Raw genomic sequence first — 18,591 nt, 5'->3', positions numbered from 1 at the left:
AGCTTCTTTTCTGACGTCCCAGGAGGGATTCGAACCCCCGACCGACGGCTTAGAAGGCCGTTGCTCTATCCTGCTGAGCTACTGAGACATGGAAATTTTTCAAGCAAAAATGATTATATCATAAGTAAAAAAATATATCAAACGTTTTATTTTAAGCTTGTTTTCATATATGATATTTGGCGGCCGCAACGTTTTTTTCTTTCTAATTAAGGTTATGTTAGAATATCAGAAGAAATCAGAAAATAGATCCGTATTTCCTTGATATATATCTATTCACGGTCGATATGGGCCGGAGATTCAGGAAAAGAGGAGGTGCTCCTATCAAGGAATCCACAACCCCGGAAACCGAGCAAAACAACAAAATTGTGCTGTTTCCAAAAACGCTGGACTATTACCAGATACAGCTGACAGTTATGCTTGAAAATGAACGTTACGGTGAAGCAATGGACTTGCTCCGCTTTTTGTTGCAATGCCAAGGACAGGAAGAACGTCACTATGACGAGTGGAGAGCGTTGCTGGAGTGGTTGCAGGCTGCTTTCCCTCAATATGAAGAATCAGAAATGCAGACCATTCGAGAAGAAGAGGAAGAAGACATTAGCGAAGAAGAGATGGCAAGGCAACACGCCAAATCGAAACTTGCTCAGGACGATGGTTACGCAGATAAGTTGCTCGGTACAGTTATGGAAGGCCCGCTATCTGAACAGACGATGCTGGCTCTCGAACAACTGGCATTTTTGGACGTTCCGAAAGTGGATGAAGAACTGATTAGGTGGCTGCAAACGAAGGTGCTTCATCCACTATTACAGTTCAGAGTCATGCAAACCCTGCGTCGTCGAGGGGTACAAGACATCATTCATTTCACTAGAGGTGACGAAGAAGTAGAGGTTGATATCGCTAACGTTCCACTCAAACCGGAAGAATTCCCACTTCAGATTGTGCAGATTCTGGAACGAGTAGCAGACCAGACGGAGGTTCATGAACCTACGCTCTTTTATTTTGCCCAGGAACTGTGGATACAATATGTTATGGCGGTTTATGGAACCCGGGATTACCAGTCCATGCTCGAGCAAAATGATGATATGGCGGACATTTGGGCGGCCGCGCTACATATGACGGTTGCAGACAGCCTGGGTGGCTCGCACGATGAGGAAAATACGCGCTCGATGTACGCTGTGACAGGTGCAATGAGGTTTCGACTAGAGCAGGCATATCGCTCTATGAAACAGTTTGTTTCCGCCGGTTTGGACGGTCATTAAGAGACGGAAACGTTTACCTTAAACCGTATCAAGGGATTCCCCTTGAAAAAGAATGTAAACTTGTTTATACTAAAATGGTTATTTTGTACGTGATCGCCTACGTGAACATGTGAATTTTGGAGGGGAAAGTATACAATGAAAGCAACTTGGGAAAAGATAGAGAAGAACCTTGGGGTTCTTGAGGTTGAAATCGGTGCAGAGCGTGTAACAGAAGCACTCGATAAAGCTTTTAATAAAGTAGTAAAACAAGCAAACGTGCCTGGATTCCGTAAAGGTAAAGTGCCACGTCCAATCTTCGAAGCTCGTTTCGGAGTGGAAAGCCTTTATCAAGAAGCAATCGACATCTTGCTTCCAGAAGCTTACACAGAAGCGATTGATCAAACGGATATCTTCCCGGTAGATCGTCCTGATGTGGACATCGAGCAATTCGGTAAAGGACAATCCTTCAAATTTAAAGCGAAAGTAACTGTGAAACCAGAAGTTACCCTGGGTGACTACAAAGGTATCGAAGTTGCTGTAGCTAAAGGTGAAGTAACGGATGCAGAAGTTGCAGAAGAGCTGGAGCGTTTGCAACAGCGTCATGCTGAACTGGTTGTAGTTGACGAAGGTGCTGCAGCGAACGGCGATGTTGCTGTAATCGACTTCGACGGTTCTGTTGATGGTGTACCTTTCGAAGGTGGACAAGCTGAGCGTTATTCCTTGGAACTGGGTTCCAACACATTCATTCCAGGATTTGAAGAGCAAGTAGTGGGTCTGTCCACTGGTGACTTCAAAGACGTTGAAGTGACTTTCCCAGAGAGCTACCATGCAACAGAGCTGGCTGGCAAACAAGCCGTATTCAAAGTGAAAGTTCATGAAATCAAACGTAAACAACTTCCAGAACTGGATGATGAGTTTGCTAAAGATGTTAGTGAATTTGATACTCTGGAAGAGTACAAAGCTGACCTCAAAACACAACTGGATTCCCGTAAAGCAGATGAGTTCAAAGCTGCACAGGAAAACGCAGTTGTAGAAAAAGTAGCTGAAAACGCTGAAGTGGACATCCCTGCTGCAATGGTTGACAGCGAAGTACAGAACATGATGCGCGATTTCGACAACCGTCTTCGCAGCCAAGGCATGAACCTTGAAATGTTCATGAGCTTCTCCGGTCAGACTCAAGCTGACTTGAGAGCACAAATGCAAGACGATGCTTCGAAACGTGTTCGCAACAACCTGGTGCTTGAAGCAGTAGGAAAAGCGGAAAATATCGAAGTTTCTGATGAAGAAGTGAACCAAGAACTCGAGAAAATGGCTGAATCTTACAAGCGTCCTGCTGAAGAGATCCGTGGCATCCTCGAAGGTAACGGTTCCCTGGACAGCCTTCGTGATGAAGTTAAATTGCGCAAAACAATCGAAGTTCTCGTTGAGAACAGCAAAGTTGTTGAGCCAGTTGAAGCTCCAGCCGAAGAAGCTGCTGCAGAAGCTGACGAAAAATAAGACAAGCTGTGTGATTTTGACAGCTATATAAACGATAAGGCACGTGAGTCATTGCGTGCCTTATTTTTAAATTGTGACATCCATTTTATAGAAAAATGAGTGTTGATATGGATTCTCATTCATTTTATTGCAAGGTGCCCATTTTCTTTTGATTTCAAACCTTTGTTCTTGGACGGAAATAAAAAAACACCAAGACGGCATAGGATGGATGTAATTTGCACATACATAGAAAACATGGTTAAATATGATCAGGCTAAATCGTAAATATCCCTAAGATAACGTGTTTTCTGAAAAATGACATTGTCACAGGAACATGTTAAAATGATTTTGGGTTTGCTTTACAGTCAGCCTATGTCTAATTACATGTAGAAAAGAGGTTGGTCTCATGAGTCTGGTGCCAATGGTTGTTGAACAAACCAATCGAGGCGAGCGTTCTTACGATATATATTCACGTTTGCTGAAGGATCGCATTATTTTTCTGACCAGTGCGATTGATGACGATGTAGCCAATCTTGTCATAGCTCAGCTTTTGTTTTTGGCAGCCGACGATCCTGAGAAGGATATCAGCTTGTATATTAATTCACCTGGTGGTTCTGTTACGGCAGGGATGGGTATATACGATACGATGCAATTTATCAAGCCGGATGTATCGACCATTTGCGTAGGCATGGCAGCAAGCATGGGCTCTTTATTGCTGACCGCGGGCGCTCCAGGCAAAAGATATGCGCTTACGAACAGTGAAGTCATGATTCACCAGCCGCTTGGCGGCGTTCAAGGACAGGCTGCGGACATTAAAATTCACGCAGAATGGATCATTAAAACTCGTCAGAAACTGAATCAAATATATGTTGATCGTACAGGTCAGCCCCTTGATAAAATTGAGCGGGATACAGACCGTGACTTTTTCATGAGTGCGGAAGAAGCAAAAACGTACGGCATTATTGACCAGGTGCTCAGCAGACCGATCAATTCCTAAAGGGGTGGTTTCATGTTTAAATTTAACGATGAGAAAGGGCAGCTGAAATGCTCTTTTTGCGGTAAATCTCAGGAGCAAGTTCGCAAGCTGGTCGCTGGACCAGGCGTATACATCTGTGATGAATGTATTGAACTTTGCACCGAAATCGTAGAGGAAGAACTCGGTCACGATGAAGAAGTAGACCTGAAAGATATTCCGAAACCAAAAGAAATCCGTGATATTCTTGATCAATATGTTATCGGTCAGGAACAAGCAAAAAAATCTTTGTCTGTAGCTGTATACAACCACTACAAACGGATTAATACTCAAAGCAAGATTGAAGATGTAGAGCTGTCGAAGAGTAACATTTTGCTGTTAGGACCTACGGGTTCCGGTAAAACGTTGCTTGCACAAACGATGGCGAAAATTCTGAACGTTCCTTTTGCTATTGCGGATGCAACTTCATTGACAGAAGCGGGATACGTGGGTGAGGATGTCGAGAACATTCTGCTTAAGCTGATCCAAGCGGCTGACTATGATGTAGAAAAAGCAGAACGCGGCATTATCTATATTGATGAGATTGATAAAGTAGCACGTAAATCGGAGAACCCGTCCATTACTCGTGACGTGTCCGGTGAAGGTGTTCAGCAAGCTTTGCTGAAAATTCTTGAAGGTACAGTTGCTTCGGTTCCGCCACAAGGTGGTCGCAAGCATCCACATCAAGAGTTCATTCAGATTGATACAACCAACATCTTGTTCATCTGCGGTGGTGCCTTTGATGGTCTGGAGCAAATGATCAAACGCCGGATCGGTAAAAAAGTCATTGGCTTTAACGCCGCTACGGAGCAAAAAGATCTGAAACCGGGTGAATACCTCGGTATGGTATTGCCAGAAGACTTGCTGAAATTCGGTTTGATTCCGGAATTCGTAGGCCGTCTGCCAGTCATCTCTACGTTGGAGCCACTGGATGAAGATACGTTGGTGCGGATTCTGTCCGAACCGAAAAATGCGCTGACGAAGCAGTACCAAAAACTGCTTGAGCTGGACAATGTCAATCTGGTGTTTGAACCGGGTGCATTGCTGGCTATTGCCAAAGAAGCAATCAAGCGTAACACAGGTGCGCGTGGCCTGCGTGCAATCATTGAAGGCATCATGCTGGAAATCATGTATGAAGTACCTTCACGTGAAGACGTGACCAGCTGTGTCATTACGGAAGAAGTTGTTGAGAAAAAAGTTGTGCCTGAACTTGGCCAATCAAAGGACGATAAGCAGGAAGAGAGTGCTTAATTGACATTCTTTCAGCTGAGCTTTGAAATATAGACTTGTCAGTTCTCCACTTGGGCAGAAGGCGTATATATGGTCTTTTGTCAGAGTGGAGCTTTGACGTTGTGGGGAGAGAAATCACTCATGTATTTAAGACAGGACACCCGTCCCGTAAAAGTAGGGAACTTGACCATTGGTGGTAGTAACGAAGTTATTATTCAAAGTATGTGTACGACCAAAACAGCAGACGTTGAAGCGACAGTTGCAGAGATTTTGCGATTGGAAGAAGCCGGATGCCAAGTGGTACGTGTAACGGTGAATAATGAGGAAGCTGCGGCAGCGATTAAGGAAATCAAGAAGCGGATTCACATCCCGCTCGTGGCTGACATCCATTTTAACTACAAGCTGGCTTTGCTGGCTATCGAGAATGGCATTGATAAAGTTCGGATCAATCCAGGCAATATCGGTAAACGTGCTAAAGTCGAAGAGGTCGTCAAGGCGTGTAAGGAAAAGGGGATTCCGATTCGAATCGGGGTAAATGCGGGTTCGTTAGAGAATCATCTGCTTGAAAAGTACGGCTATCCTACTGCGGATGCTATGGTCGAAAGTGCGCTGTTCCACATTGGTATTTTGGAAGAACTGGATTTCCACGATATCATCGTTTCACTTAAAGCGTCGGATGTACCGATGGCTATTGAAGCTTATACAAAGGCAGCTCAGATTATTCCTTATCCGTTGCACCTCGGCATTACTGAGGCAGGAACTCTGTTTTCAGGCACGATCAAAAGTTCCGCGGGTATGGGCGCACTGCTCTCTATGGGAATTGGTTCAACGATGCGTATTTCGCTTAGTGCCGATCCAGTAGAAGAGATTAAAGTTGCGCGCGATCTGCTCAAAACTTTTGGACTCATCTCCAATGCGGCTACACTGATCTCTTGCCCAACTTGCGGGCGTTTGGATATTGATCTCTTCTCCATCGCCAACGAAGTGGAAGAGTATATCTCCAAGCTTAAGGTGCCGATCAAAGTATCTGTACTGGGCTGTGCGGTAAACGGTCCAGGAGAAGCAAAAGAAGCGGATATTGGCATTGCCGGTGCCCGTGGAGAAGGTCTTTTATTCCGTCATGGACAAATGATCCGTAAAGTGCCGGAAGAGATCATGGTAGAGGAATTGAAAAAAGAAATCGACAAAATTGTTGAAGCTTATGAAGAAACAGGGGTTATCCCTGGGCGTTCGCACTAATTTTTTTTGTACAAGTGTTCCCAAAAAGAAATGACTCCTATCATCCAAGCGATAGTGATACGTTTAAATAGTTGTAATGTGAAAGCCTGCCATACGTGGCGGGCTTTTTGCTTGCTCATGAACAAATTATCAAGCACTAATTCGTCTTGTTCCGTTTACGTCTCGTCGAAAAGGCTATACTACCAAGTATTAGCATGATTACAGATGAGAAGAAGGACAGAACAGGAGGATGTTGAGATATGGGTGAGTTTGGCATGGTATTCATGTTGATACAGTTATTTTTTGGCGTGGTGATCGGATTATACTTCTGGAACTTGCTACGAGGCCAGAAAACGAATCGAACTGCTGTTGAGCGTGAATCGCGAAAAGAACTGGAGAAGCTGCGCAAGCTACGTTCGATATCACTGACGAAGCCACTGGCGGAGAAGACGCGTCCAGCCACCATTAACGATATTGTTGGGCAAAAAGACGGACTACGTGCACTCAAGGCCGCTTTATGTAGTGCCAATCCGCAACATGTGATTATATATGGCCCGCCGGGAGTAGGGAAAACGGCAGCCGCAAGGGTAGTGCTGGAAGAAGCGAAAAAAAACCCGACTTCTCCCTTCAAAGCCGATGCTAAATTTACGGAGCTGGATGCCACAACGGCTCGTTTTGATGAGCGAGGTATTGCGGACCCACTCATTGGTTCCGTTCATGATCCGATCTATCAGGGAGCAGGAGCTATGGGCGTGGCGGGAATTCCTCAACCGAAGCCGGGTGCGGTGACCAAGGCACATGGTGGTATGCTTTTTATTGATGAAATTGGAGAATTACATTCCATTCAGATGAATAAACTGCTCAAAGTGCTGGAAGACCGTAAGGTCTTTTTGGAAAGTGCGTACTATAACTCCGAAGACACGCATACTCCTGCTTATATCCATGATATTTTTCAGAATGGGTTGCCTGCTGATTTTCGTCTGGTTGGAGCGACGACACGTTCCCCGCATGAGCTCCCTCCTGCCTTACGATCACGGTGTATGGAGGTCTATTTCCGTCCATTATTACCAGAGGAGATTGGAAGGATTGCGGAAGATGCTGTACAGAAAATCGGGTTCAGTCCTTGTCCGGATGCCGTAGATGTGGTCAAGCGATATGCGACCAATGGGCGTGAAGCGGTCAATATCATTCAGCTAGCCGCTGGACTTGCACTCACTGAAAAGCGTGAGACACTTCAGGCTTCTGATGTCGAGTGGGTTGCCGGGAGCAGTCAGATCCAGCCAAGGCCGGATCGTAAGGTGCCTTCACAGCCGCAGGTCGGGTTTGTCAATGGGCTCGCTGTTTACGGACCGAATATGGGTACCATTTTGGAGATTGAGGTGTCAGCGGTTCCTGCACCGAAAGACCAGGGCCGCATCAACATCACAGGCGTCGTGGATGAGGAAGAGATTGGAGGCGGTTCCCGTACACTACGGCGGAAAAGTATGGCTAAAGGCTCGGTTGAAAATGTGTTAACCGTCTTGAAAGCGATGGGTATCCGCACGAGTGATTATGATTTACATGTGAATTTTCCGGGAGGCACGCCGATTGATGGTCCATCGGCCGGAATTGCCATGGCTACAGCAATCGCTTCAGCCATTCAAGGACGCCCTGTAGACCACGAGATTGCTATGACAGGCGAGATTAGTATCCATGGCCGCGTTAAACCGATTGGCGGTGTACTGGCGAAGGTGGAGGCGGCTTTCCAGGCTGGGGCGAAGACGGTCATTATACCGGCGGAGAATTGGCAGTCCATTTTTGACAATCTGGATGGCTTGCGGGTGATCCCAGTAGATACGGTTCAGGATGTATTCCGTGAAGTCTTTGGTTGGGAACCGGGAGCGCAACAAGTGGAACAGCAGGTAGTTGCAGAAGAGACGGCATTACCTAAACCGGAGATCTTTCCTCCGGCATCCGCCTCCTTTTTAAGGGCAGAGTCACCTCGTCCAGGGCGAGTTACAGATTCGGGAAGCTGCTAAGCGCTTCCCTTCATTGGTTTTTTATGTGAACATTTGATAGAATAATGAATGACTACAACCTGAGAGCCATTGGAGGTGCGAAAGCGATGGGACCGAGCAAATCGAAAGGTCGTCGTTTTCCTTTACTGCCTTTAAGAGGACTTCTCGTCTACCCGAGTATGGTGCTGCATCTCGATGTGGGCCGGGAGAAATCGGTCAAGGCTTTAGAAAAAGCGATGGTAGAAGAACATTTGATTCTCCTATGTTCCCAAGCCGAGGTAAATATTGAGGAACCTACACGAGAGGATATTTTCCGCATTGGAACCGTAGCTAAGGTAAGACAGATGTTAAAGCTACCCAACGGAACGATCCGAGTACTTGTGGAAGGCTTGGAACGGGCTGAAATTATTGAATATACGGACAACGAAGAATACTACGAGGTGCTGGCGCTAGAACTGCCTGAGGAAGAGAACGCTCATCCCGAGACAGATGCCCTCATGCGTACCGTTCTGAACCAGTTCGAGAATTATATCAATCTGTCCAAAAAAGTAACCCCCGAGACACTCGCTGCCGTATCAGACATTGAAGAACCGGGGCGTCTTGCGGACGTTATTACAAGCCACTTGTCTCTGAAAATCAAGGACAAACAGGAAATTCTGGAGACCATCGACGTTCGGGAACGTCTGGAGAAACTGCTGGACATCCTGAATAATGAGCGTGAAGTGCTGGAGCTTGAACGCAAGATCAGCCAACGTGTGAAGAAACAGATGGAGAAAACCCAGAAAGAATACTATTTGCGTGAGCAGATGAAGGCGATTCAGAAGGAACTCGGTGAAAAAGAGGGCCGTGCGGGCGAAGTGGAAGAACTTCGTAATCAGATGGAAAGTCTGGGCCTGCCGGACAAGGTGAAGGAGAAGGTCGAGAAGGAAATTGATCGACTAGAGAAAATGCCTGCAAGTTCTGCCGAGGGTGGTGTCATCCGCAACTATGTGGATTGGCTACTTGCGTTACCTTGGAGCCAGGTGACGGATGATGATCTGGATATCCAGAAGGCCGAAGATGTGCTAAACGCCGACCATTACGGTCTGGAGAAACCCAAGGAACGTGTATTGGAGTATCTGGCCGTGCAGAAACTTGTCAAAAAACTCAAAGGTCCGATCCTTTGCCTAGTTGGCCCTCCAGGGGTAGGTAAAACTTCTCTGGCCCGTTCAATCGCAAGATCACTCGGTCGGGAATTTGTGCGTATCTCCCTCGGTGGCGTGCGGGATGAAGCAGAGATTCGTGGACACCGCCGTACCTACGTAGGTGCGATGCCTGGACGTATTATTCAGGGGATGAAAACAGCAGGATCACTTAACCCTGTATTTTTGCTGGATGAGATCGACAAAATGGCTTCCGACTTCCGTGGAGACCCTTCGTCTGCATTGCTGGAGGTGTTGGATCCGGAGCAGAACAATACGTTTAGTGATCACTTTGTGGAGTTGCCTTTTGACTTATCTAACGTTATGTTCATAACTACTGCGAACACGGTGCACAACATTCCGCGTCCATTATTGGATCGTATGGAAATGCTGAATATTCCGGGTTACACCGAGCTGGAGAAGTTGCAAATATCCAAAAACTATTTGCTTCCCAAACAGAAGAAGGATCATGGTCTCGAAGAAGACCAACTGGAAGTGCCAGAGGATAGCTTGCTAAAAGTCATTCGTGAGTATACTCGTGAATCGGGTGTGAGAAATCTGGAACAGCAAATGGCATCACTTTGCCGGAAGGCGGCTAAAAATATCGTATCCGGTGTAGAGGGTCAGATTGTGATCTTGCCGGATGATGTTAAGGACTATCTCGGTCCGGGCAAATTCCGCTATGGCATGGCTGAGCTGGAAGATCAGATTGGTACGGTGACCGGGCTTGCATGGACTGAGGTGGGCGGAGACACGCTTGTGATCGAAGTAACCGTGGTGCCGGGAACAGGCAAGCTGACGCTTACGGGTAAGCTCGGAGACGTTATGAAAGAATCTGCTCAGGCAGCTTTCAGTTATACACGTTCGAAAGCAGCACAGCTCGGCATTGCGTCTGATTTCCATGAGAAGAACGACATTCACATCCACGTACCGGAAGGTGCCATCCCTAAAGACGGCCCATCAGCCGGTATTACGATGGCAACAGCCTTGATCTCAGCTCTGACGAATAAACATGTGTCGAAAGACATTGCTATGACAGGTGAAATTACATTACGCGGACGGGTGTTGCCGATTGGCGGCTTGAAAGAAAAGTCACTTGCAGCCCACCGTGCGGGTTACAAAAAAATATTGTTACCTAAGGATAACGAAAGAGATCTGCGCGACATTCCGGATAGCATCAAGGAAGATGTGGAATTTGTGCCCGTAGCTCATATGGATCAGGTGTTGCAGCATGCTCTAGTGGAACAGGCAGGCATTCATCTGTAACCGACACTTATCCGCAAAGATTAAATGGAGAGTAGACCGTTCGGCGGGGGCTTCGGCGTCCGCTTGAACGGTTTTTTTCGTGATAATCTGATGTTTTTCGAGTACAAAAGTTGTTTTTTTGGGTACAGGAGAGGTTTTTTTTGATATGATAGAAGGAATGATGGCATAATACGGGATGAAAATGTGGAAATGTTATGCTTGCAAGACAGGAGTTCAAGAGAGGAAAGATGCAATTTGAAAGTCAATCAATCTGAATTTATAATTAGTGCCGTTCGGCCTGAACAATATCCAGATGACGGTCTGCCGGAGATTGCCCTGGCGGGGCGCTCCAATGTGGGCAAGTCATCACTGATCAACCGTTTGATCAATCGTAAAAATCTGGCGCGTACAAGTTCAACTCCGGGTAAAACCCAGCAACTGAACTATTATAAGATCAATCAGGATCTGTATTTCGTCGATTTTCCGGGTTACGGGTACGCCAAAGTATCCAAAGAGCAACGTTTTGCCTGGGGTAAAATGATGGAAAAGTACTTGCTACAACGGGATGAATTGAAGCTTGTCATGCAGATGGTGGACATGAGACATGAGCCATCCAAGGATGACAAAATGATGAATGAATGGCTACGCCATCATGGTCTGCCGCTGGTCGTTGTGGCTACGAAAATGGACAAGATCCCCAAGACGCGCAGAGCCAAGCACATTAAAGTCATCAAGGAAGCACTGGGTCTTCGATCAGGCGACTTGTTTGTCCCTTTTTCATCCGAGGAAGGTCTGGGCAAGGAAGAACTGTGGGATATTATTACCCGCCACGCCCGCGTAGACAAGTACGCACCAGTTGAAGAAGAGGCGGATCACGAGGCTGGAGAAACTGTTCAAACAGCTGGGGATGACAATTACTAACCTATAATATTTGAAAAACACATCATGTATCCCGCACCTAGATAGTCATGGAATGATTCCATGACTATTTGTTATAAGCAGTCTTGAACAGGTTTGCAGAAATCTCCGTTTTCTCAAATATTCACTATTCGTTCCATATAACGAATAAGGGTGTACATTCGTGAGACACTACAATATATCACAATGCATATGATAATCATCATGTTGATTTCATAAACATTTCATAAAAATGGGCGGGTGATGGACTTGATGTGTGATATAATTAACTATGTCAATCTGAACTGGATAGAGATATACAGTAAGCACTTTGATTGGAAATTTATTAGGCAGGTGAACTTGCAATGCACATCGTTGTTGTTGGTTTGAATTATCGCACGGCGCCTGTAGAGGTCAGAGAACGATTCACATTTGCAGAAAAGGACTTGTCTGAAGCGCTGCAGCAGCTCAAGCTGACCAAGAGTGTATTGGAAGGTGTAATCGTAGCCACTTGTAATCGTACGGAATTGTACGTTGTGGTCGACCGTCTTCACATGTGCGGTTATTTTATTCGAACATTCATGGAGCAATGGTTTAACGTTCCGCGGGAAGAATTTACGCAACACTTATATATATATGAGGATGATCAAGCCATGCGCCATCTGTTCCGGGTCATTTGCGGACTGGATTCGATGGTCATTGGAGAGACTCAGATTCTCGGCCAAGTGAAACAGGCTTTTTTCAAAGCACAGGAAGAGAAAGCTACCGGAACTTGGTTTAACCAATTGTTTAAACAGGCGGTTACCTTGGGCAAGCGGGCACATTCGGAAACTTCCATCGGGGAGAGTGCCGTTTCTGTCAGCTATGCTGCAGTTGAACTGGGCAAGCGGATTTTTGGTATGTTTACAGACAAAAAGGTACTTATTTTGGGTGCCGGCAAAATGAGTGAACTTACCGTAAAACATCTGTATGCCAACGGTGCATCTGAAGTTATCGTGGCCAACCGGACGCTCGCCAGAGCCGAGGAACTTGCCAGCAAATTCCGGGGAACGCCGTGTACGATGGAGCAGGCACTCACGAGACTGGGTGAAGTAGACATCGTCATCAGCTCTACAGGAGCAGAACGTTATATTCTCGATGCAGGTATTGTCCGGGAGAGCATGAAGCGCCGGCAAGCACGTCCGCTGTTCCTGATTGATATTGCCGTACCACGTGATATCGATCCGGCAATTGGCGAAATCTCTAACGTATTTCTCTACGATATTGATGATCTGGAAGGCATTGTGGAGAGCAATCTGGAGATGCGTAAGGTCGAAGCTGCGAAGATTGAGAGAATGATTGAACTGGAGATGGAAGATTATTACCAGTGGCTCAGAACACTCGGCGTTCGCCCAGTTATTCGGGCGTTGCAAGAGAAAGGCGTATCCATTCATGAAGAAACAATGGATAGTCTGTTCAACAAGCTTCCGGAGCTGGATGAGCATCAGCGTAAAGTCATTCGTCGTTTGACCAAAAGCATTGTCAATCAAATGACAACCGATCCGATTAATCGGATTAAGGAAATGGCAGGTACGAAGCAAGGTGATGAAGCACTGCGCATGTTTACGCAGATTTTCGCGCTGGAGGATGCAGTGGAAGTGGCTGCAGAAAAAGTGAATCAGAGCGATGCAACAGCTCTGGGCAAACCAGCGATTCACCTGAACGAAAACCGGCAAGACCCCGTGCCGGCTTATGTCCCGGCAGGCGTATAAGGCAGGTGGGCAACTTGACCCTTGCTGAACAAGTCTATGAAGCTTTAATTTATATGTATGCCCTGAGCCTACTGTTCTATTTCTCGGACTGCATTCGACGCAATGCGGGGGCGAAGCGGACAGGCACAGGGTTTCTTGTTGTTGTTTGGGGACTGCAAGTGACCCATGTTATCATGCGAATGTGGGCTGAAGGTCACTTCCCGATCTATACTACATTTGATTTTTTGTTTATTTTTTCGTTCAGCATTGTGCTGATGTCATTGATTATGACCCGGGTTCAACGCTCAGAGTTTGTTATCCTGCTACTCAATATTGTTGGATTCTCGGTAACGGTTTTGAACCGGCTGTGGTTTACAGCGGGCGAAATCTCGTTGCACAACTGGCAGACGGTTCACGGTTTGTTAATTATGCACATTACACTGGCTAATCTGGGCTTTGCAGCTTTAACGGTTGCTTCGGTCTTTGCGCTGTTGTACCTGTTCTTGCACCATAAGTTGAAAAACAAAAAATGGAATGATACGGTACGGCGTTTACCCAGCTTGGAGGTCATTGGAAAATATATGGATGGTGCCACATTGATTGGTACTCCGCTTCTGGGAGTATCCGTTGTACTGGCTGTATTGTCCATCGTTGCGGAACGACGGTGGCATCTGTTGCTTGATCTGAAGGTGATTGCGACGGGTCTCGCGATTGCCATCTATGTTGGTTATTTCGTAGTCAAGAGAAGAAAGCAATTTTCGATGATGATCATGTCCAGATGGACATTGATTGGATATGCACTTGTCATCATGAGCTTTTTATCCAATGCGTATTCGGCGTTTCATCGCTGGACGGGAGAGTGAAGGATATGGAACACTACACGCCGATTTATGTAAATACTTCAGACAAATCTGTTCTCGTGATCGGTGGAGGACGTGTTGCTGAGCGTAAAGTAAGAGGATTGTTGCAGACTGAGGCCCGAATTACGGTCGTCAGCCCTCTGCTTACGCCCACTCTCGAACAATTGCATCAGGAATCCCGAATCGAATGGATAGCCCGGTCCTACCGCAATGGAGATTTGCGGGGGGCCTTTCTCGTATATGCAGCAACGGACGATCCGAATGTTAATCATTCAGTAGTTCAAGAAGCTGAAGCTGGGGCAATACTGGTGAACGATGCGATGTCTTCCGGTAATAGCAGTTTTATTACGCCGAGTGTGGTTAGACGAGGGCGGTTAAGCATTGCCATCTCGACTGCCGGTGCAGGACCTGCCGCGGCGGCCGAGATTCGTGCTTTGCTTGAACAACAGTTTGGAGATGAATACGAGACGTATCTTGATTTTTTACATCAGATGAGAATGGAGATTAAATCTCGCGGGCTGCCTCCAACTGTAAGAAGTACGCTACTGCGCCGTCTAACGGAAATGGACATTTTGGATACGATACGAACGGGTCAGTTTGAGTGGTGGAGCGAAGAAAAAATCGGGAACTGGATATCCCGTAATCAGGAGGAAATGTAGATATGCGGACAATTAAAGTGGGCAGCAGACAAAGCGCTCTGGCACTAACCCAGACCGGCTATGTGATTCAGGACTTACGCAATATTTGTGAGCGGGAAGATTTAGCTTTTGACTTTGAGGTACATAAGATCGTGACAAAGGGAGATCTCATTCTGGATGTGACTTTGTCCAAAGTGGGTGGTAAAGGTTTGTTTGTTAAAGAGATTGAACAGGCAATGCTTGATCACACCATCGATATGGCCGTGCACAGTATGAAGGACATGCCTTCCGAGCTCCCTGAAGGGCTTGTTAACGGTGCCGTTCCCCGTCGAGCTGATCCTCGGGATGCGTTAGTCTCTCGCGGCGGGCTTACGCTGGATCAATTGCCAGAGGGTGCCCGGGTTGGAACAAGCAGTCTGCGGAGATCAAGTCAGTTGAAGGCGTACCGACCTGATCTTCAGCTGGAATCGATTCGTGGCAATATCGACTCACGTCTGCGGAAGCTCGAAACCGAAGGCCTGGACGCCATTATTTTGGCAGCAGCAGGCTTGTATCGGATGGGCTGGGAGGATCGAATTACCGAATATTTGTCTGAGGAAGCCTGCCTTCCTGCTGTAGGCCAAGGCGCTCTTGGCATTGAGTGCCGTGAGGATGACGAGGAGCTACTCCATTTGCTCACCCTCTATAACGATCCAGCAACAGCTGCGCCGGTCATGGCAGAGCGTCGTTTCTTGAGTGTCTTAAACGGAGGGTGTCAGGTGCCGATCGGCGCACATGCGGTGTGGATGCCAGGAGATGATTCCCTGAACGGTGAAAACAAGTTACAATTAACGGGAATGGTTGGGATGCCGGATGGCAGGATGATTTTGAAAGAAACATTGAGCGGCAAAGATCCGGTTCGCCTGGGAGAAGAAGTGGCTTGGAAGTTAATTGATCGCGGGGCTGAACAGATACTGGCAGAAGTTAGGGGATGAAGGCATGGCGGGGAAAGTCTTTTTGGTAGGTGCGGGTCCTGGGGATGCAAGGCTGATTACGGTAAAAGGTTGGGAAAGCATAGGCAAGGCTGACGCCGTGGTTTATGATCGACTCGCGAGTCCGCGATTGTTGAAACTGATGAAACCCGGTGCCGTCAAAATTTATGTGGGGAAACGACCGGATCGACATACGATGAAACAGGAAGAGATTAACCAGCTACTTGTGGATTTGGCGCTTGAAGGCAAAGTGGTTGTGCGTTTGAAAGGCGGAGATCCGACCATATTCGGACGGGTTGGGGAAGAGGCAGAGTTGCTGCACAAAAACGGCATTCCGTTTGAGATCGTTCCTGGAGTAACCGCAGCAATCAGCGTACCTGCATATGCGGGTATTCCGGTGACGCACCGGGATTATGCTTCCTCCATCTCGATCATTACCGGACATGAAAGCCCGGACAAGCTGGATCGTAGCATTCAATGGGATAAAGTAACCAACGCTACGGGCACACTGGTGTTTATGATGGGGGTTGCCAAGATCGGCTATATTAGCGAACAGCTCATTCGTCATGGCCGTCCGGCCAGCACACCTGTGGCGCTTGTACGTTGGGGAACTCGGGCAGAACAGGATACCATCACGGGTACGCTGGAAGATATCGAAGCCAAAGTCATTGCGGCGAATTTTCAGCCACCAGCTGTCATCGTTGTTGGAGATGTGGTCAACCAGCGGGAGCAATTGAAATGGGCAGAGGTGCTGCCGCTGTTTGGCAAACGAATTCTGGTTACCCGTGCTCGCAGTCAGGCGAGTGAACTGGTGAATCGCATTGAAGAACTCGGTGGTGAACCCTATGAGTTCCCAGTCATTGAGACGGTTATGCCGTCTAGTGAATCCTCCAAACAAAGTGTCAAAGATGCGCTGCATGCGTTAAATACGTTTGATTGGGTCTTTTTCACAAGTGTCAATGGCGTGGAGTTTTTCTTCCGTCATCTGGAAAACGAAGGTAAGGACATTCGCTCGCTTCATCAGGCGAGAATTGCAGCAGTAGGACCATCTACGGCAGAAGCACTGCGCAAGCACGGTATTGCACCCGAAGTTGTCAAAGGGCCTTTTCAGGCAGAAGGCATGCTCGAAGCATTTGAAAGTGAGTTGAAGGCAGGCCAGAACGTGCTGATTCCACACGGTGATCTCGCACGGTCGTGGTTGCCGGAGCAATTGTCAGCACGCGGACTGCACGTTACCGAGGCGATCATCTATGACACCATTCTTGCAGGTGAGGATGATGACGAATTACTTAAGCTTCTTGAAGAGGGCGGTATTCATGCAGTGACCTTTACAAGCTCATCCACCGTGAAAAACTTCATGAAGATGCTGAAACGAATGGGTGTGGAAGATCCGTTGCCGTTGCTGAAGGGAGTAGAGGTTGCTTGTATTGGTCCGGTTACCGCGAAGACTGCGGAGGCTGCTGGACTGGAGGTTACTCTTATGGCGAAAGAAGCGACAATGACTAGCTTGATCGATGTTTTGTGTGAGTGGAAACGTGCTGGCAGTGTCGGTATTGTCAACAATTAAGTTGGACTAGCTTCGGCTGAACATATGAAGCGTGCTGAATTCGAGAAGAACCAGCGCGCTTCCCTTTTTACAAAATGAAATTTTAGGAGGTAAAAGATAGATGGGTTTTCCAATCGTACGTCATCGCCGTTTACGTCAATCGGCAGGTATTCGCAACATGGTAAGAGAGACACACTTGACTGTGGATGATTTTATTCAACCGATCTATGTCACATACGGTGAAAATGTAAAGTCCGAGATTAAATCGATGCCGGGTGTATTCCGTTTCTCGCTGGACCGTCTGCAGGAAGAAGTCACGGAAATCGCAGAGCTTGGTATTCCGGCTGTACTGCTGTTCGGGATTCCGGAAACAAAAGACAGTGTAGGTTCATCCGGTTTTGCAGAGGATGGCATTGTGCAGGAAGCGACGAGATTGATCAAATCCTGGTATCCTGAATTACTGGTGATTGCAGACACTTGTCTATGTGAATTCACCGATCATGGTCACTGCGGCATGGTGCACACTACGGAGATTGATGGACATATCTGCGGTGATGTTCTGAATGACGAGTCCTTGGAACTGCTGGTGAAAACAGCCGTATCGCAAGCGAAGGCAGGCGCAGATATTATTGCACCGTCAAATATGATGGATGGATTTGTACAGGCTATTCGTGCAGGGCTGGATGAGAATGGATTTAATCATATTCCGATTATGTCTTATTCCGTCAAATACGCTTCAGCATTTTATGGCCCATTCCGTGAAGCAGCAGATTCCACACCGCAATTCGGAGACCGGAAATCCTATCAGATGGACCCGGCGAATGCTAGAGAAGCGTTGCGCGAAGCGGAAACGGATGTGCTGGAGGGAGCGGACATGCTGATGGTGAAACCATCACTTTCCTATCTCGATATTATGCGTACCATTAAGGATCAGTTTGATCTTCCGCTCGTTGCTTATAATGTAAGCGGGGAGTATGCAATGGTGAAGGCGGCCGCAATTCAAGGATGGATTGATGAGAAAAAGGTGGCCATGGAAATCTTGCTCAGCATGAAACGTGCCGGGGCAGATATGATTATTACGTATTACGCCAAAGATGCATCAAGATGGCTGGCAGAAAAGTAAACCAATGACTACCAACGAGTAACCATATATGTTCTTTATCTATGCCAATAAAACCTATAGACCTTGCTTTTTTAGAGAGTGGTGCGGCAGACTATATAAGTTGAACAGATCATTTACACTGAAACGGAGAGGACAGAAAAAACCTGTAAAAGCGAAGCTGAAAGCTTTCTGAAAGAAAGCTACTTCGGAAGCATTGACTCAGTCTTTATCACCGGATTTTCCCCTTATGAAA

General features: G+C 47.0%; 14 protein-coding genes and 1 tRNA gene. 14 read left to right on the top strand and 1 reads right to left on the bottom strand.

What is annotated here, in order from left to right; all coding sequences use genetic code 11:
* Positions 1–14 precede the first annotated feature (14 nt).
* A tRNA-Arg gene (locus BLQ13_RS11050) sits at positions 15–88 on the bottom strand.
* A 196-nt stretch (positions 89–284) separates the two neighbouring features.
* On the opposite strand from BLQ13_RS11050, the gene BLQ13_RS11045 reads away from it, so the two are divergent.
* The 14 genes from BLQ13_RS11045 to hemB all read left to right on the top strand — a co-directional run bounded on the left by BLQ13_RS11045 (position 285) and on the right by hemB (position 18,359).
* Complete coding sequence (locus BLQ13_RS11045; protein WP_373323280.1) at positions 285–1,256, top strand: hypothetical protein; 972 nt, start codon at positions 285–287, stop codon at positions 1,254–1,256.
* A 135-nt stretch (positions 1,257–1,391) separates the two neighbouring features.
* Positions 1,392–2,732, top strand: a complete 1,341-nt coding sequence (gene tig, locus BLQ13_RS11040; RefSeq protein ID WP_090919145.1) for a trigger factor — start codon at positions 1,392–1,394, stop codon at positions 2,730–2,732.
* Between the two features lie 385 nt (positions 2,733–3,117).
* Entirely contained in the window at positions 3,118–3,708 is a 591-nt protein-coding gene (clpP, locus tag BLQ13_RS11035) for an ATP-dependent Clp endopeptidase proteolytic subunit ClpP (RefSeq protein ID WP_090919143.1), read from the top strand.
* Positions 3,709–3,720: 12 nt separating this feature from the next.
* Positions 3,721–4,974 carry an ATP-dependent protease ATP-binding subunit ClpX gene (gene clpX / locus BLQ13_RS11030; RefSeq protein ID WP_090919142.1) on the top strand — a complete coding sequence of 418 codons (1,254 nt, stop codon included), beginning with the start codon at positions 3,721–3,723 and terminating at the stop codon, positions 4,972–4,974.
* A 120-nt stretch (positions 4,975–5,094) separates the two neighbouring features.
* A complete protein-coding gene (gene ispG / locus BLQ13_RS11025) occupies positions 5,095–6,192 on the top strand; it encodes a flavodoxin-dependent (E)-4-hydroxy-3-methylbut-2-enyl-diphosphate synthase (protein WP_090919140.1) in 1,098 nt (365 codons plus the stop codon).
* A 239-nt stretch (positions 6,193–6,431) separates the two neighbouring features.
* Entirely contained in the window at positions 6,432–8,189 is a 1,758-nt protein-coding gene (gene lonB, locus BLQ13_RS11020) for an ATP-dependent protease LonB (protein WP_090919138.1), read from the top strand.
* Between the two features lie 86 nt (positions 8,190–8,275).
* Positions 8,276–10,615: an endopeptidase La gene (gene lon, locus BLQ13_RS11015; RefSeq protein ID WP_090919136.1), complete on the top strand. Its 2,340-nt coding sequence runs from the start codon at positions 8,276–8,278 to the stop codon at positions 10,613–10,615.
* 234 nt (positions 10,616–10,849) lie between these two features.
* Positions 10,850–11,515: a ribosome biogenesis GTP-binding protein YihA/YsxC gene (gene yihA, locus BLQ13_RS11010; RefSeq protein WP_221786602.1), complete on the top strand. Its 666-nt coding sequence runs from the start codon at positions 10,850–10,852 to the stop codon at positions 11,513–11,515.
* Between the two features lie 341 nt (positions 11,516–11,856).
* Complete coding sequence (gene hemA, locus BLQ13_RS11005; protein WP_090919132.1) at positions 11,857–13,242, top strand: glutamyl-tRNA reductase; 1,386 nt, start codon at positions 11,857–11,859, stop codon at positions 13,240–13,242.
* Between the two features lie 14 nt (positions 13,243–13,256).
* On the top strand, positions 13,257–14,084 hold the full coding sequence (ccsA, locus tag BLQ13_RS11000) for a cytochrome c biogenesis protein CcsA (RefSeq protein ID WP_373323281.1): 828 nt from the start codon (positions 13,257–13,259) through the stop codon (positions 14,082–14,084).
* 5 nt (positions 14,085–14,089) lie between these two features.
* Positions 14,090–14,740: a precorrin-2 dehydrogenase/sirohydrochlorin ferrochelatase family protein gene (locus tag BLQ13_RS10995; protein ID WP_090919130.1), complete on the top strand. Its 651-nt coding sequence runs from the start codon at positions 14,090–14,092 to the stop codon at positions 14,738–14,740.
* A 2-nt stretch (positions 14,741–14,742) separates the two neighbouring features.
* A complete protein-coding gene (hemC, locus tag BLQ13_RS10990; protein ID WP_090919128.1) occupies positions 14,743–15,693 on the top strand; it encodes a hydroxymethylbilane synthase in 951 nt (316 codons plus the stop codon).
* A gap of 4 nt (positions 15,694–15,697) precedes the next feature.
* The gene (cobA, locus tag BLQ13_RS10985) at positions 15,698–17,257 is read left to right on the top strand and encodes a uroporphyrinogen-III C-methyltransferase (protein ID WP_090919126.1); all 1,560 of its coding nucleotides are present in this window, start codon (positions 15,698–15,700) and stop codon (positions 17,255–17,257) included.
* A 100-nt stretch (positions 17,258–17,357) separates the two neighbouring features.
* Positions 17,358–18,359 (top strand): porphobilinogen synthase, encoded by a 1,002-nt coding sequence (gene hemB / locus BLQ13_RS10980; protein ID WP_090919123.1) that lies wholly within the window; start codon positions 17,358–17,360, stop codon positions 18,357–18,359.
* Positions 18,360–18,591: the final 232 nt, after the last annotated feature.

The sequence above is a fragment of the Paenibacillus polysaccharolyticus genome, assembly GCF_900102085.1.
GTDB lineage: Bacteria > Bacillota > Bacilli > Paenibacillales > Paenibacillaceae > Paenibacillus > Paenibacillus polysaccharolyticus.
This window is presented reverse-complemented; position numbering and strand designations above follow the sequence as displayed.